Origin of the sequence: Thermomonas sp. (assembly GCF_047606765.1) — a bacterium.
In the GTDB taxonomy this organism is placed as follows: domain Bacteria; phylum Pseudomonadota; class Gammaproteobacteria; order Xanthomonadales; family Xanthomonadaceae; genus Thermomonas.
The window spans coordinates 32,215-46,394 of record NZ_JASGED010000012.1; the positions used below are offsets into that span (position 1 = coordinate 32,215).

Consider the following 14,180-nt stretch of genomic DNA (forward strand, 5'->3'; position numbering starts at 1 on the left):
TTTGTCAGGCGGGATTTTCCGGCCGGGCTTACTTGATCAGGAAATCTTCCTGCTTCTTGCCCTTGGCGGTTTCTGCCGCCATCCAGCGTGGCTGCCTGCCGCGACCGGTCCAGGTTTCCTTGGGATTGGCCGGGTTGCGGTACTTTGGCGCCACCTTGCCCAGGCTGCGGCCCTTGGTGGACTTGCGCCCCTTCTTCGGTGCGGCGGGCGACTTGGCTGCCGGGGCAGCGGCGCGGGCACCGGCCTTGCCGTACAGCTCTTCGAAGGTCCAGCCGGTGTTTTTCAGAAACTTGGCGACGGCGGCCTTCACCTGTGCAGCGGGCTTGCGCTTGGCGAGGATTTTCTTGCGCTTGCTGGCAAGGGCGATCAGTTCGGCCAGTTGCTGGCTGCTCAGGCCTTCGATATTCACGGACATTCGATATTTCCTTGCAGGATAACGAGAGGGAAAACGATGAGGGAATCCGCAGCGCGGACGGCGCATGTTAACCCCGGAGATTATCCAGTGCAAAACAGGCCCGGTTTTCCCTGGTTTTCCGGATCAGCCGTGGAGTTTCGCCAGCAGGGTTTCCCGGTCGAGATTTTCGGATTCGGCGGCACAGCGCGCGCGATATTCGAAGGTGCCGGCTTCCAGCCCGCGGCCCGAAACCACGATGCGGTGCGGGATGCCGATCAGCTCGATATCGGCAAACATCGCGCCCGGGCGCAGGCCGCGATCATCCAGCGCGGTATCGATGCCGGCGGCATTCAATTCCGAATACAGCGCCTCGGCGGCTGCGGACACCGCCGGGTCGTTCTTCGGATTGATGACGCAAACCACCGCCTGCCACGGTGCCATCGCCGCCGGCCAGATAATCCCGGCTTCGTCATGGTTCTGTTCGATGGCGGCGGCCACGATCCGGCTCACGCCGATGCCGTAGCAGCCCATCGCCGGATGCACGGCCTTGCCGGTGGCATCCAGCACGGTGCATTGCATCGCTTCGGAATACTTGCGGCCCAGCGCGAACACATGGCCCACCTCGATCCCGCGTGCCAGCGCGATTACGCCCTTGCCGTCCGGCGAAAGGTCGCCTTCCACCACGTTGCGGATGTCGGCGGTTTCAGGCGCAGGCAGGTCGCGGCCCCAGTTCACGCCGGCAATATGGAAACCCGGCTTGTTGGCACCGACCACGAAATCATTCATCGCGGCCACGCTGCGGTCGGCAATCACACGGATGGGTTTCTTCGCATGGAGCGGGCCAAGGAAACCCGGCTCGCTGCCCAGGTATTCGGCGATTTCCGCTTCGGTTGCCAGCCGGTATTCGGCAAGCCCCGGCAGTTTCGCCAGCTTGATTTCATTGACCATGTGATCGCCGCGCACCAGCGCCAGCACGAACTGGTCATTGCCGTCGGCATCGACACCCATGATCGCCACCGACTTCGCCGTGCGCGTCAGCGGGATGCCCAGCAATGCGGCCACGTCCTCGCAGGTTTTCTGGGTGGGCGTTTCCACGTCACGCAGTGCTTCCGTGGCGGTGCCCGCATTGCCGGGGGCAATGGCTTCGGCCAGTTCCACGTTTGCCGCGTAGTCGGAGGATTCGGAAAACGCCAATGCGTCCTCGCCGGATTCGGCCAGTACGTGGAACTCATGCGAGGCACTGCCGCCGATTGCGCCGGTATCTGCCGCCACCGCGCGGAACTTCAGCCCCAGCCGGGTGAAGATGCGCGAATAGGTGTCGTACATGTTGCGGTATTCGGCATGCAGGGAGTCATCGTCGATGTGAAAGGAATAGGCATCCTTCATGATGAACTCGCGCGCACGCATCACCCCGAAGCGCGGGCGGATTTCGTCGCGGAACTTGGTCGTCACCTGGTAGAAATTGACCGGCAACTGCTTGTAGCTGGCGATTTCCTGACGGAAGAAATCGGTGACGGCTTCCTCGGCGGTGGGCGTGAAGCAGTATTCCTGCTCCTTGCGGTCGCGGATTTTCAGAAGCTGCGGGCCAAACTTCGCCCAGCGCGCGGTTTCTTCCCACAATTCCTTCGGCTGGATCGAGGGCATCGCCATTTCGATCGCGCCGGCGCGGTTCATTTCCTCGCGCACCACGCCTTCCACCTTGCGCAGCACGCGCAGCCCCAGTGGCGACCATGTGTACAGGCCGGCGGCGAGCTTGCGGATCATGCCGGCCTTGAGCATCAGCTTGTGGCTGATGATTTCGGCGTCGGCGGGGGTTTCCTTTTCGGTGCGGAGGTGGAACTGCGAAAGGCGCATGGGGATCGACGAGGACGGAAAGCGTGCATTTTGCCACGCCCCACTCCCTCCTCTGGTTGCAGGGGAGGGTTGGGGAGGGTGTCGCCTTTCGCGTTGGGGCTCGGCACCGCGCGCCTCACACCCCTCCCAACCTCCCCCTGCAAGCAGGGGGAGGTGCCAATCGCGGTTGCCGTTGATATCGATGCCGCCCTGCGGCGCGCGGCAGATCCGCTCGTACTGCACGCCCTGCGGCGGTTCCAGGTCGATGTGCAGGTTGCCTTGGTGCCGGAACGCGGGGATGCGCGTCAGGTCGCCGGGCAGTAGGCCTTCACTGCGGCCTGGTTCAGCTCCAGCTGGGTCTTGCGTTCATTGGCGTCCAGCGTGCGGTCTGGCTTGCCGTCGCCGTCATTGTCGATGCTGACGCCCTGGTCGCTTTGCAGGCGCTGCACATTGCTGCGGGCATCCTTGCACTGGGTGCTTTCCGGGCTGGCCTTGGCCGCTGGGGCGGGCGTGCCGTCTCGGTAGGCGATGTCGCGGGTCTGATGCGCCTGGCTGGGTGGCTGGTCGGTGTAGTGGGTGACGCCCTTGGCATCCTTCCACTGATAGACGCGCTGCTGCTGGGCCAGTGCGGGCATGGCCACGAGGGCCAGGACGAGGCCGGCGGCGAGGGGACGGATGGTGTTCATGGCGTGCTCCGGGGAAATCCATGCCGATTGCAGCACCGAGCCGCCGCCGCCGCAAGTCCGTACACTTGGGGGCATGGAACCGAACGCACATGACCGCGACGACCGTCCCCGCAGCCGCAGCATCTATCTGCTGCCCAACCTGTTCACCACCGGCGGGTTGTTTGCGGGCTTCTTCGCCATCATCGCCGCCTCGCAGGGGCGCTTCACCGCCGCCTGCGTGGCGATCTTCGTGGCCGGCATCCTGGACGGCATCGACGGGCGCGTGGCCCGCCTGACCAATACCCAGAGCGAATTCGGCGTGCAGTACGACTCGCTGGCCGATCTGGTCAGCTTCGGCATGGCCCCGGCGCTGGTGATGTATCACTGGGCGCTGATGTCGATGCGGATGGACGGCGACACTCTGGGCAAGATCGGCTGGCTGGCGGCTTTCCTGTACGCCGCCTGCGCGGCATTGCGGCTGGCCCGCTTCAACAGCCAGGTGGGCATCGTGGACAAGCGCTGGTTCATTGGCCTTGCCAGTCCGGCGGCGGCGGGGCTGATGGCCAGTTTCGTCTGGACTTGCCACGAGTTTGGCTGGAGCGGCGAGGAACTGCGCTACGGCGCGCTGGCGCTGACCGTGGTCGCCGGCCTGCTGATGGTCAGCCGCATCCGCTACAACAGCTTCAAGGGCGGCAGCGGGCCGAAGTCCGACCGGGTGCCGTTCTTCGCCTTGCTGATCGCGGTGGCGGTGCTGATCGCGTTGTGGATCGAGCCACCGGTCACGTTGCTGGTTGCCGCCACGCTGTATGCACTGTCCGGGCCGTTGCTGTGGTTCCGTCGCCGCAAACAACAGGATTCCGCTGCGTGAGTTGGGATCCGTTCCAGCGCGCGGTGCTGGCCGAACTGGGCCATGTGCTGTATCGCGGGCCGCAGCCCGTTGAGGCGGGCACCGGTGATGCGCACGCGCATGCCGAGGTCGATGCCGCGATGTTGCAGCGGTTGGCGCGCGTGGCCGGCGTTGAACCGGATGTGTTGCTGGCCGCGTTCAACGACCGCGCCATGCTGTCCGTGCGCGATGATGCCCGCGCCAAGCGCGCGCTGTGGCCGCACCTGCGCGCGTTGCGACGGAACCGGCAATGAGCGCGGTGCGCGTGGAGGATGTGGACGCCTTGCCGGGCCTGCGCCCGATGCGCCAAGCCGACCTCGACGCGGTGATGGACATCGAAGTGCGCGCCTACCCGTTCCCGTGGACGCGCGGCATCTTCCGCGATTGCCTGCAGGCCGGTTACCCGATGTGGTTGCAGGAGCGCGATGGCGGCATCGCCGGCTATGGCGTGCTCAGCATCGCCGCCGGCGAGGCGCATGTGCTGAACCTGTGTACCGCACCAGGTCACGAAGGGCAGGGCCTGGGCAGGCGCATGCTGCACGCCCTGCTGCGCATCGCGCGCGGCCACGGCGCGCAGCGGGTGTTCCTGGAAGTGCGCCCGTCCAATCCACGCGCCATCGACCTGTACGAGCGCAACGGCTTCAACGAGATTGGTCGCCGCCCGCGTTACTACCCCGCCCGCGACGGCCGCGAGGATGCCATCGTGATGGCGATGGAACTGCTGCCCGATGACGAAATAACGTAGGGGCAGACCCCCGTGTCTGCCCTGGGCGAACCCGGAACAGGTGAGCACGAAACGGGCGAACACGGGGGTTCGCCCCTACAGGTGCATGCGTTGCGTGATTACCCCAGCCTTGCGCGCTGCGCGGTGAGCGCGTCCAGCCTCGCGCTCCAGTCGGCCAGCCGCGTGCGTTCCTGTTCGACCACCGCCGCCGGCACGCCAGCACCGAACTTCGCCAGCTTGGCTTCGCTCTTGTCCTTCTCGGCGGCGATTTTGGCGATTTCCTTGTCCAGTCGCGCGCGTTCGGCGTCCAGATCAACCAGGCCTTCCAGCGGCACGAACAATTGCAATTCGCCGACCACGGCGGGCGCTGCGGCGGGTGGTTCGCCGGTGATGGCCTCGATGCGTTCCAGCCTGCACAAAAAGCGCAGTTGCGCGTCGAAGCGGGCCACGCGCGATGCATCGTCGGCATTGCCGCCGCGCAGCAGCAGCGTGACCTGTTTTGCGGGCGACACACCCAGTTCGCTGCGGATGCGACGAATCGCGCTGACCTGTGCTTTCAGCCATTCGATGTCGGCTTCGGCCTGCGCGTAGGCGGTGGCGTCCAGTTCGCCTGCCTGCGGATACGGCTGGGTCATGATGCTGCCGGACTTGCCGAGCTTCGGCGCGACCGCCTGCCACAGCTCCTCGGTGACGAAGGGGATCAGCGGATGCAGCAGGCGCAGCAGCGTGTCCAGCACGTGCAGCAGGGTGTGGCGGGTGCTGTTGGCGGCATCGGCATCGTCACCATTGAGCGCGGGCTTCGCCAGTTCCACGAACCAGTCGCAGAACTGGTTCCATGCGAATTCGTACAGGCATTGCGCGAGCAGGTCGAAGCGGTAGTCGGCGAAGTGTCCGGCAGCTTCGGCGCAGGTGCGGTCGAGCTGGGCGAGGATCCATTTTTCGGCGTCGGTGATGGGCCACAAAGCCCCTCTCCCCTTGGGAGAGGGGTTGGGGTGAGGGTTCGGCACAGGCGTACCCTCATCCGCCCTTCGGGCACCCCCGATCAGGAGCATTTCGGGGGCAGGCTCTTCTCCCGGAGGGAGAAGGGAAAAATCGCCGATGTTCATCAACGCGAAGCGGGTTGCGTTCCACAGCTTGTTGCAGAAGTTCTTGTAACCCTCGGCGCGCGACAGGTCGAACTTGATGTCGCGGCCCGGGCCGGCCAGCGCGGCCATGGTGAAGCGCAGCGCATCCGCGCCGTGGGCGTTTATGCCGTCCGGGAACTCCTTGCGGGTGGCCTTTTCGATCTTCTCGGCCATCTTCGGCTGCATCAGTCCGAAGGTGCGCTTGGCGACCAGTTCGTCGATGCCGATGCCGTCGATGATGTCCAGCGGGTCGAGGATGTTGCCCTTCGACTTCGACATCTTCTGGCCGTCCTTGTCGCGGACCAGGCCGGTGATATAGACATCGCGGAACGGCACGCGGCCGACCAATTGGTCGGTCATCATGATCATCCGCGCCACCCAGAAGAAGATGATGTCGAAGCCGGTCACCAGCACGCTGGTCGGCAGGGCGATGTCGAAGCCGAGTTCGCCCATCGCATCTTCGTCCGGCCAGCCCTGCGTGCTGAACGGGAACATGGCCGAGGAGAACCATGTTTCAAGAACATCGGCGTCCTGCCGCAAGGGCGCATCGCCGAGGCCGTGCTGTTCGCGCACTTCGGTCTCGCTGCGACCGACATAGACGTTGCCGGAACCGTCGAACCACGCCGGAATGCGGTGACCCCACCAGAGCTGGCGCGAAATCGTCCAGTCCTGGATGTTTTCCAGCCAGTGGCGGTAGGTGTTGATCCAGTTCGGCGGGACGAACTTCACTTCGCCGGATTCCACCAGCTCCAAACCACGCTTGGCGAGGCCGTCCATCTTCACGAACCACTGGTCGGTCAGGAATGGCTCGATCACCTGCCCGCTGCGGTCGCCACGCGGCACCTGCAATTTGTGCGGTTTGATGTCTTCCAGCAAACCGGCGGCTTCGAGGTCGGCGACGATCCGCTTGCGCGCCTCGAAGCGGTCGAGGCCGCGATAGTGTTCCGCGATGTCATCGCGCGAGGAAATGATTTTTGCCTCGTCGGTGAAGATGTTGATGAGCGGCAGATCGTGGCGCTGGCCCACCGCGTAGTCGTTGAAGTCGTGCGCAGGCGTGACCTTGACCACGCCGGTGCCGAAGGCGCGGTCCACGTAGTCATCGGTGATGACCGGGATGCGGCGGCCGGTGAGCGGCAGATCGACATACTTGCCGTGCAGCGCGACGTAGCGCGGGTCTTCCGGATGCACCATCGCGGCGGTATCGCCCAGCATGGTTTCCGGGCGGGTGGTGGCGACGACCAGATAGTTGCGGGTTTCGCGCAGGGTCTCGTTACCGTCGGCATCGACCTCGACATGCTCGTAGCTGGCACCGTCGGCCAACGGATAGCGGATCGACCACAGATGGCCGTTTTCTTCCTCGCTCGCCACTTCGAGATCGGAGATCGCGGTCTTCAGCACCGGGTCCCAGTTGACCAGCCGCTGGCCGCGATAGATCAGCCCTTGCTCATGCAGGCGCACGAAGGCTTCGGTGATCGCCTTCGACGCCATCGGGTCCATGGTGAACACGCTGCGCGACCAGTCGCCGGACGCGCCAAGGCGGCGCATCTGCCGCTCGATGGTGTCGCCGGATTGCTGCTTCCATTCCCAGACCTTGCCGATGAAGGCATCGCGGCCCAGCGAGTCGCGGGTCTCGCCCTTGCCCTCGATGGCAAGGTTGCGGCTCACCACCATCTCGGTGGCGATGCCGGCGTGGTCGGTGCCCATCTGCCACAGCGTGCGGTAGCCGCGCATGCGGTGGTAGCGGATCAGCGCGTCCTGCAGCGTGTGCTGGAAGGCGTGGCCCATGTGCAGCGTGCCGGTGACGTTCGGCGGCGGCAGCAGGATGGTGTAGGCCGGGCCGTCGCCGCTGGGCGCGAATGCGCCGCTGGCTTCCCACTGGGCGTACAGGCGGGATTCGAAGGATTTTGGGTCGAAGCCGGAGGCGAGGGTGGTCATGCTTTCTGCTCGTCATTCCGGCGAAAGCCGGAATCCATTTCTTCCAAGACAAAAGCTGGATTCCGGCTTTCGCCGGAATGACAGCCACTACATATCGTATTTCTTCAACTCGAAGCCGAGCGACTGGTAATGCTTCCAGCGCTCACGCAGCGGGTCGCGCGCGGCCGGGTCGGCAGGCACCACTTCCAGCACACGCTCGAAGCTGCCGCCCGGCACCTCATCGCGCAGGTTGATGAGCAGCGGGCGGGTGGGCACGTCGGCGTCGGGCGTGGCGATCAGGATCGGCGCCTCGTCCTCGTCCTCATCCATGCCTGCGATCTGGTGCGGCAGGTATTCGTCGGGATCGAATGACCACAGCAAGTCGTCCAGCGCTTCGGCCTGCGCCGCATCGCGGGCGAGGATCAGCGTCGGCAGGTTGGCGGCAAGGGCTTTCTTCGCCAGCTCGCAAACGAGCAGCAGCGGCTCCTCGCGGAAGCGGGGTTTGTCGATCAGGTAGAAGTCGGCTCTAGGCATGGAGATGGGTTGTTGCAGGAGCGGCACTTTGCCGCGACCGGGTCGCGCCGAAGCGGCGCTCCTACAGGGATATCACGCAACCCGATCCAGCAGCCACTGGCTCAACAGGCCAACCGGGCGACCGGTGGCCATGCCCAGCTTGCCGTCGCCGTTGGACACACCGGCGATGTCCATGTGCGCCCAGCGCTGGCCTTCGGTGAAGCGCGACAGGAAGCAGCCGGCGGTGATCGCGCCGGCCCAGCGGCCACCGATGTTGTAGACGTCGGCGAAGGCGGACTGCAGCTGGCCCTGGTATTCGTCCCACAGCGGCAGCTGCCATGCGCGGTCGAACACGGTTTCGCCGGCGTCGATCAGCTCGCGCGCAAGGTCGTCGTGCTCCTTGGTCATCACGCCGGTGGCGTATTTGCCCAGCGCGACCACGCAGGCGCCGGTCAGGGTGGCGACATCGACCAGCGCAGCCGGCTCGAAGCGCTGCGCATAGGTCAGCGCATCGCACAGGATCAGGCGGCCTTCGGCATCGGTGTTGCCGACCTCGATGGTCTTGCCGCTCATGCTGGTGATGATGTCGCTGGGGCGGTAGGCATTGCCGTCGATGGCGTTTTCCACCGCAGCGGCGATGCACACCAGATTCACCGGCAGGCGCATGCCGACGGCGGCGACGAAGGTGCCAAGCACGGTGCCCGCGCCGCACATGTCGTATTTCATTTCCTCGATGCCGCCCTGCGTCTTCAGGTTGACGCCGCCGGTGTCGAAGGTGATGCCCTTGCCGACCAGCACATAAGGCTTGGCATCGCCGCCGTTGTTGTACTTCAGCACCACCAGACGCGGGCGGTTGGCGGAGCCGCGCGCCACGGCCAGCAGCGAGCCCATGCCGAGTTCCTGCATCGCGGCTTCGTCCAGCACCTCGCATTGCACGCCTTCGCTGCGCGCGGCGAACTGCTGCGCCTGCTCGGCGAGGTAGGCCGGGTTGCAGATGTTCGGCGGCAGGTTGCCCAGCTCGCGGGTGAAGGCGACGCCGGCGGCAATCGCTACACCTTGCGTCAATGCGGCTTCGTCACTGCCACTGATTTCGAAGCGTGCAAGACCTTTCTCTTCGCGCTTCTTGTTCTTCTCGCCCAGGGTGGCGACGTAGCGGTAGCAGGCGTGATCGGCGGCGATCGCGGCCTGGCGGATGTTCCATGCGGCATCGCGGCCCTTGACCGCGACTTCGGCAAGGGTGAACAGCGCCGAGCTGACCGGGCCGGTCTTCAGCGTGCGTGCGGCATCGCCCACCGCCTTGATGTATTGCGGCACGCCGAACTTGTCGGCATCGCCCAGCCCGATCACCAGTACGCGCGGCGCGGTCACGCCCGGCAGGTCGTGCAGCAGGGCGGTCTTGCCGCTCTTGCCGGACACGTCGCCGCGTTCGGCCAGCGCCTTCAGCCTGCCGCCGCTGGCGGTGTCGATGGCCGCTGCTGCCGGGGTCAGGCTGCCGTCGGCGAAGGCGCCAACGACCACGCAATCAACGCTGGCGGCAACGGGAGAAACGGAGTTCAGGCGCAGTTCGAGGCTCATCGGGCTAGTGTCCGGTACGGTGTGTCCGAAGACGGGCGGGCGACCGCAGCGGTTGCCGGCGGTCTCAGGGTTGGCGTCGCTTACAATGCGCAGCTGCGACCGGCATGGTCACGGCGCGAAATGAACCCCCAATTCTAAAGCAAGCAGGCCCGATGCCGAAGCTGGACCGTTACCTCAGTACCGAGTTTGCCCGCGCGGTGTTTGCCGCGCTGGTCGTGCTGGGCATGGTCAGCCTGGGCGGGGTATTCGCCGACCTGCTGGGCGACATGGCGCGCGGCAAGGTGCCGCCCGGCCTGCTGCTGTCACAGCTGGGCCTGCGCCTGCTGCGCTACCTGCCGCTGATCCTGCCGCTGGGCCTGCTGCTGGGCCTGCTGCTGGCAACGGGCCGGCTGTACCGCGATTCGGAAATGCACGTGCTGGCGGCGGCGGGTGTCGGGCCGCGCCGGCTGTTGCGGCCGCTGCTGCTGGTGGTGGCACCGGTGCTGGCGGTGATCGCCGCCTGTTCGCTGTGGCTGGGGCCGTGGGCCGACCGCATGGCGCAGGGCATGGTGATCGAAGCCAACAAGAACCTGCTGGTGGCGGGGCTGGAGCCGGGCCGCTTCACCCCGATGTCGGGTGGTGGCGTGGCCTATGCCGGCGAGATGTCTGCCGATGGCACCAAGCTGTCGCGCATCTTCATCTTCCGCGAGCAGGACGACCGCATGGACGTGGCCACCGCCCGCAGCGGCGAGCTGTACCGCGAGCAGGGCGCGCGCATGCTGGCGCTGCTGGATGGCTTCCGGGTGGAAGGCCCGGCCAGCGGCGGCGATCTGGATTTCCGGCTGATGCGCTATGCCCGCAACGAGCTGCAACTGCCGCAGGCCGACGACCAGCGCAAGCTGGAAGACCCCGTGTTCAAGCCAACCCCGGAACTGCTGCGCGATGCCAGTGCGCCCGCCCGCGCCGAGCTGCACGGGCGCATCGCGCCGCCGCTGCTGGCGCTGGCGTTCGCCTTGATCGCGGTGCCGCTGGCGCGCAGCTCGCCTCGGCAGGCGCGCTACGGCTCGGTGCTGCTGGCCTTCCTTGCCTATCTGGTCGGTGTGTTCATGATGCTGCTGGGCACCCAGTGGTTAGCCACCGGCAAGCTGCCGATTGCCGCAGGCCTGTGGTGGCTGCTGCTGCCACTGCTGGCACTTGGCATCTGGCTGTACGCGCGTGATGGCCGCGTGGCCCGTGCATGGTGGCGTCGATGAAGCACTGGCCGAGATTGCATGACAGCTACATCGCGCGCGCGGTGGTGACCAGCGTGCTGCTGGCCTGGGCGGTGCTGCTGGGGCTGGACGTGGTGCTGGCCTTCCCCGACGAACTGGACGACATCGGCAAGGGCGCGTACACCGCCAACCACGCCATCGCCGCCGTGGGCCTGAGCATCCCGTGGCGCGCCTACAACCTGTTCCCGACTGCGGCGGTGATCGGTTCGCTGCTTGGGCTGGGCCAGCTTGCGGCATCGTCCGAGCTGACCGCGCTGCGTGCGCTGGGCCTGTCGCGCCTGCGCCTGAGCGTGTCAGTGGCGCTGGCCCTGGCGCTGCTGACGGCGCTGATGGCGGTCAATGGCGAAACCCTTGCGCCCTGGGGCGAGGAACGCGCGCAGGCGATCCGCTCGGTGCGCAATACCAACATGGTGATGGCGCAGTACAGCGGCCTGTGGGCGCGCGAAGGCGACATGTTCCTCAATGCGCGCAGCGGCGAGCAGAAGCAGCGCGGTGACGACAGATGGCTGGAATTGCGCGGCGTGCGCCTGTTCCAGTTCGAGGACGATGGCCGGCTGAAGTCGATTGCCAGCGTCGAGATGGCCGAACACCGCCCCGGCGGTTGGCTGCTGCGCAATGTCGAACGCACCACCTTCGGCGCCAAGTCGGTAAGCCGCCAGAAGGTGGCCGAAGAGCGCTGGGATTCGCAGCTGGACGAAACCGCGCTGGCCTCCAGCGTGACCAAGCCGCGCCACATGCACAGCGCCGCGCTGCGTTCCAGCATCGAATACCGCAAGCGCAACGGCCTGCAGGCAAGCGACTTCGAGAACGTCTATTGGAGCCGCTGGTTCTATCCGTTGAACGTGCTGGCGCTGTGCCTGGCCGCGGTGCCATTCGCGTTCGGCTCGCTGCGCAGTGGCGGGCAGGGCAAGCGCATCTTCATCGGCATCGTGTATGCGCTGGGCTTCTTCCTGCTGCAGAAGATGTCCACCCAGATGGCCGGCGTGTTCGATTTCGATTACCGCATCGCCTACGCGATGCCGCCGCTCATCATGCTGGCGGTGTCCTGGTTGCTGTTCCACCGGCGCAGCGGTTAGCGCAACCTCAGAACAGCGATGCCTGCGGCGATGCCGGTTCTTCCGGCGTGCCTGCATGCCAGCCGCCCGCGCCGGAGGGGCGATGCGGCGCGGACTGCCCGCGATGGGTCTTCTCGGCCAGCACCTTGAACTGGTTCATCCGCACCTGCAGCAGGTCGGCGGCGTTGATCGGTTGCTGGTCGATGCCGTGCAGCCCGGTTTCCTCGTCGCGCGCCGGATCGGGAATGGCCTGGAACGGAATGCGCATCGGCGCGGCACCCAGCTTCACCGCCGCCGCCATCGAGCCGAGGTAGAGCGCGCTGTTGCCGTAGCGGCGGTTGACCTTGTCCAGCAGCCGGCTGGCGGCTTGCGCGCGTTCACGGCCTGCCATCAGCTGGCCGCAGGCGATGCCGCGTTCGGACAGGTCCACCAGCGTCACCGCGACCGACAGCGGCGGGTGCCGCTTCGGGTTCCAGCGCCCGCGCTGGGCGGCGCGTTCCAGCGGTGCAAGCGCATCGGCAAGCATGCGCAGCAATGCCGGGGAATCATCCAGAGGCGCGAAACGCAGGTCTTTTTCGAAGCGTCGGTCATGGCCGACAAAGCGGATGCGGATCGCCATGCCGCCGGCCTGCAATCCTTCATCGCGCAGCCGCATCGCGGCCTTCGCCAGCAGCTTGCACAGCACCGAGCGCATGCCGGCCACGTCGCGCAGTTCCGGCGCCAGCACATGCGAATGCCCCATCGAGGCGCGCACCGATTTGCGTTCCGGCAATTCAAAGCCGCGCAGTTGCAGCCAGAAGCGTTCGCCTTCGATGCTGCCCCAGGCCCGCTTCAACTGGTCGCGCGAAGCGGCGCACAGCTGCGCCACGGTATCGATGCCGGCGCGGCGCAGGCGTGCTTCCATCGACGGCCCGATCCCGCACAGGTCGCGCAGTGCCAGCGCGTGCAAGGCATGCGGCAGATCGTCCTGTTCGATCACGGTCAGCCCGTCCGGCTTGTTCATGTCGGACGCGGTCTTGGCGAGGAACTTGTTGGGGGCAATGCCAATCGAGCAGGTCAGCGCTTCGCCAAAGCGTTTGCGCAGCGCCTGCTTGATGTTGCGGGCGATGGCTTCGGCATTGCCGCGTTGCTGTTCGCGCCCGATCAGCCAGCACGGCACTTCATCGACCGAAGCCGGCGTGCCATGCGGGATGCAGGTGGCGATGGTCTCCAGGAACTGGTGATGGATCTGCACATAGCGTGCAGGCCTTGCGACCTGCAGGGCGATGTGCGGGCAGCGTTCCAGCGCGTCCGCAACCCCCGTGCCGGTCTTGATGCCGAAGTCGCGCTTGGCCTCACGGCTGGCGGCGATGCAGCAGGTGGTGGTGCTGGCAACCGGGATCACCGCCACCGGCCTGCCGCGCAGGCGCGGGTCGTCGTGCTGCTCCACCGAGGCGAAGAAGGAATCGAAATCGACGAACAGGCAACGCAGGGTCACGGCATCGCTCCACGCAGGGCGGTCAGTATCGGATCACGCCGTCGCAGCGCATGCTGCGAGGCTTCACGATTCGACTAACGATGCCAGCCTGCCGTCTCGTATCCGGAGACGGCGCGTGCGGTTACAACACCCGTGGCGGCTCCCCGCCGATGATGACCACGTCCGCCGGGCGGCGCGCGAACAGGCCCACGCTGACCACGCCGGGAATCTGGTTGAGTTCGCGTTCCATCGCCACCGGATCGACGATGGACAGGTTGTGTACGTCGAGGATGACGTTGCCGTTGTCGGTGACCACGCCATCGCGCCAGACCGGCTGGCCACCCGTGATGCGCAGGATTTCGCGGGCGACCAGGCTGCGCGCCATCGGGATCACTTCCACCGGCAGCGGGAACCTGCCCAGCACCGGCACCTGCTTGCTGGGATCGATGATGCAGACGAACTTTTCGCTGGCCTCGGCGATGATCTTCTCGCGGGTGAGCGCTGCGCCGCCACCCTTGATGAGATGCTTGCGCGGGTCGCATTCGTCCGCGCCATCGACGTACAGCGACAACGGGCCTGCGGCGTTGAGGTCGATCACGTCGATGCCGTGCGCCTTCAGCCGTGCGGTGCTCTGTTCGGAACTGGACACCGTGCCCTGGATGCGGTCTTTCCACGCTGCCAGCGCGTCGATGAAGTAGGCGACGGTGGAGCCGGTGCCGACGCCGACGATCATGCCGTCCTCGACGTAGTCGATGGCCTTTTCGGCGGCGAGTTTCTTGGCTTCGCTCATG

Annotated in this window: 13 protein-coding genes; 5 read left to right on the top strand and 8 right to left on the bottom strand. The window is 66.1% G+C overall.

Annotated elements, in window-relative coordinates:
- Positions 1-28: 28 nt before the first annotated feature.
- From QM612_RS01470 to QM612_RS01480, 3 genes are all read right to left on the bottom strand, one after another.
- Entirely contained in the window at positions 29-415 is a 387-nt protein-coding gene (locus tag QM612_RS01470; protein WP_415252121.1) for an H-NS family nucleoid-associated regulatory protein, read from the bottom strand.
- A 123-nt stretch (positions 416-538) separates the two neighbouring features.
- Positions 539-2,248, bottom strand: a complete 1,710-nt coding sequence (locus tag QM612_RS01475) for a proline--tRNA ligase (RefSeq protein WP_415252122.1) — start codon at positions 2,246-2,248, stop codon at positions 539-541.
- 284 nt (positions 2,249-2,532) lie between these two features.
- Complete coding sequence (locus QM612_RS01480) at positions 2,533-2,913, bottom strand: DUF4124 domain-containing protein (protein ID WP_415252123.1); 381 nt, start codon at positions 2,911-2,913, stop codon at positions 2,533-2,535.
- A gap of 73 nt (positions 2,914-2,986) precedes the next feature.
- Here QM612_RS01480 and pssA point away from each other — a divergent pair, with 73 nt between their 5' ends.
- Genes pssA through rimI form a run of 3 tightly spaced genes read left to right on the top strand, consistent with a single transcriptional unit; the run spans position 2,987 to position 4,523 of the window.
- Positions 2,987-3,760: a CDP-diacylglycerol--serine O-phosphatidyltransferase gene (gene pssA, locus QM612_RS01485; protein ID WP_415252124.1), complete on the top strand. Its 774-nt coding sequence runs from the start codon at positions 2,987-2,989 to the stop codon at positions 3,758-3,760.
- Positions 3,757-4,032, top strand: coding sequence for a hypothetical protein (locus QM612_RS01490; RefSeq protein ID WP_415252125.1), 276 nt, complete (start codon positions 3,757-3,759; stop codon positions 4,030-4,032). The genes pssA and QM612_RS01490 overlap by 4 nt, the downstream gene beginning before the upstream one ends.
- Complete coding sequence (rimI, locus tag QM612_RS01495; protein WP_415252126.1) at positions 4,029-4,523, top strand: ribosomal protein S18-alanine N-acetyltransferase; 495 nt, start codon at positions 4,029-4,031, stop codon at positions 4,521-4,523. Before QM612_RS01490 ends, rimI begins: the two co-directional genes overlap by 4 nt.
- 98 nt (positions 4,524-4,621) lie before the next feature.
- Here the strand turns inward: rimI and QM612_RS01500 are convergent, their stop codons facing one another.
- The 3 genes from QM612_RS01500 to QM612_RS01510 form a co-directional block, all read right to left on the bottom strand.
- Positions 4,622-7,561 carry a valine--tRNA ligase gene (locus tag QM612_RS01500; RefSeq protein WP_415252127.1) on the bottom strand — a complete coding sequence of 980 codons (2,940 nt, stop codon included), beginning with the start codon at positions 7,559-7,561 and terminating at the stop codon, positions 4,622-4,624.
- A gap of 87 nt (positions 7,562-7,648) precedes the next feature.
- Entirely contained in the window at positions 7,649-8,074 is a 426-nt protein-coding gene (locus QM612_RS01505) for a DNA polymerase III subunit chi (RefSeq protein ID WP_415252128.1), read from the bottom strand.
- A gap of 72 nt (positions 8,075-8,146) precedes the next feature.
- The gene (locus QM612_RS01510) at positions 8,147-9,628 is read right to left on the bottom strand and encodes a leucyl aminopeptidase (protein WP_415252129.1); all 1,482 of its coding nucleotides are present in this window, start codon (positions 9,626-9,628) and stop codon (positions 8,147-8,149) included.
- Positions 9,629-9,780: 152 nt separating this feature from the next.
- Between QM612_RS01510 and lptF the strand changes: the two genes are divergently transcribed.
- Together lptF and lptG are read left to right on the top strand one after the other, a co-directional pair.
- Positions 9,781-10,860, top strand: coding sequence for an LPS export ABC transporter permease LptF (lptF, locus tag QM612_RS01515; RefSeq protein WP_415252130.1), 1,080 nt, complete (start codon positions 9,781-9,783; stop codon positions 10,858-10,860).
- Positions 10,857-11,954: an LPS export ABC transporter permease LptG gene (lptG, locus tag QM612_RS01520; protein WP_415252131.1), complete on the top strand. Its 1,098-nt coding sequence runs from the start codon at positions 10,857-10,859 to the stop codon at positions 11,952-11,954. Before lptF ends, lptG begins: the two co-directional genes overlap by 4 nt.
- A 7-nt stretch (positions 11,955-11,961) precedes the next feature.
- Here the strand turns inward: lptG and QM612_RS01525 are convergent, their stop codons facing one another.
- On the bottom strand, positions 11,962-13,410 hold the full coding sequence (locus QM612_RS01525; RefSeq protein ID WP_415252132.1) for a DNA polymerase Y family protein: 1,449 nt from the start codon (positions 13,408-13,410) through the stop codon (positions 11,962-11,964).
- Between the two features lie 121 nt (positions 13,411-13,531).
- On the bottom strand, positions 13,532-14,179 hold the full coding sequence (rpiA, locus tag QM612_RS01530) for a ribose-5-phosphate isomerase RpiA (RefSeq protein WP_415252133.1): 648 nt from the start codon (positions 14,177-14,179) through the stop codon (positions 13,532-13,534).
- Between the last annotated feature and the right edge of the window lies 1 nt (position 14,180).

Excerpts from the sequence above, each read along its gene's own strand:
- lptF (WP_415252130.1), top strand. The coding sequence starts at position 9,781 with ATGCCGAAGCTGGACCGTTACCTCAGTACCGAGTTTGCCCGCGCGGTG.
- QM612_RS01475 (WP_415252122.1), bottom strand. The coding sequence starts at position 2,248 with ATGCGCCTTTCGCAGTTCCACCTCCGCACCGAAAAGGAAACCCCCGCC.
- QM612_RS01470 (WP_415252121.1), bottom strand. The coding sequence starts at position 415 with ATGTCCGTGAATATCGAAGGCCTGAGCAGCCAGCAACTGGCCGAACTG.
- QM612_RS01480 (WP_415252123.1), bottom strand. The coding sequence starts at position 2,913 with ATGAACACCATCCGTCCCCTCGCCGCCGGCCTCGTCCTGGCCCTCGTG.
- rimI (WP_415252126.1), top strand. The coding sequence starts at position 4,029 with ATGAGCGCGGTGCGCGTGGAGGATGTGGACGCCTTGCCGGGCCTGCGC.
- QM612_RS01500 (WP_415252127.1), bottom strand. The coding sequence starts at position 7,561 with ATGACCACCCTCGCCTCCGGCTTCGACCCAAAATCCTTCGAATCCCGC.
- QM612_RS01510 (WP_415252129.1), bottom strand. The coding sequence starts at position 9,628 with ATGAGCCTCGAACTGCGCCTGAACTCCGTTTCTCCCGTTGCCGCCAGC.
- QM612_RS01505 (WP_415252128.1), bottom strand. The coding sequence starts at position 8,074 with ATGCCTAGAGCCGACTTCTACCTGATCGACAAACCCCGCTTCCGCGAG.
- rpiA (WP_415252133.1), bottom strand. The coding sequence starts at position 14,179 with ATGAGCGAAGCCAAGAAACTCGCCGCCGAAAAGGCCATCGACTACGTC.
- lptG (WP_415252131.1), top strand. The coding sequence starts at position 10,857 with ATGAAGCACTGGCCGAGATTGCATGACAGCTACATCGCGCGCGCGGTG.
- pssA (WP_415252124.1), top strand. The coding sequence starts at position 2,987 with ATGGAACCGAACGCACATGACCGCGACGACCGTCCCCGCAGCCGCAGC.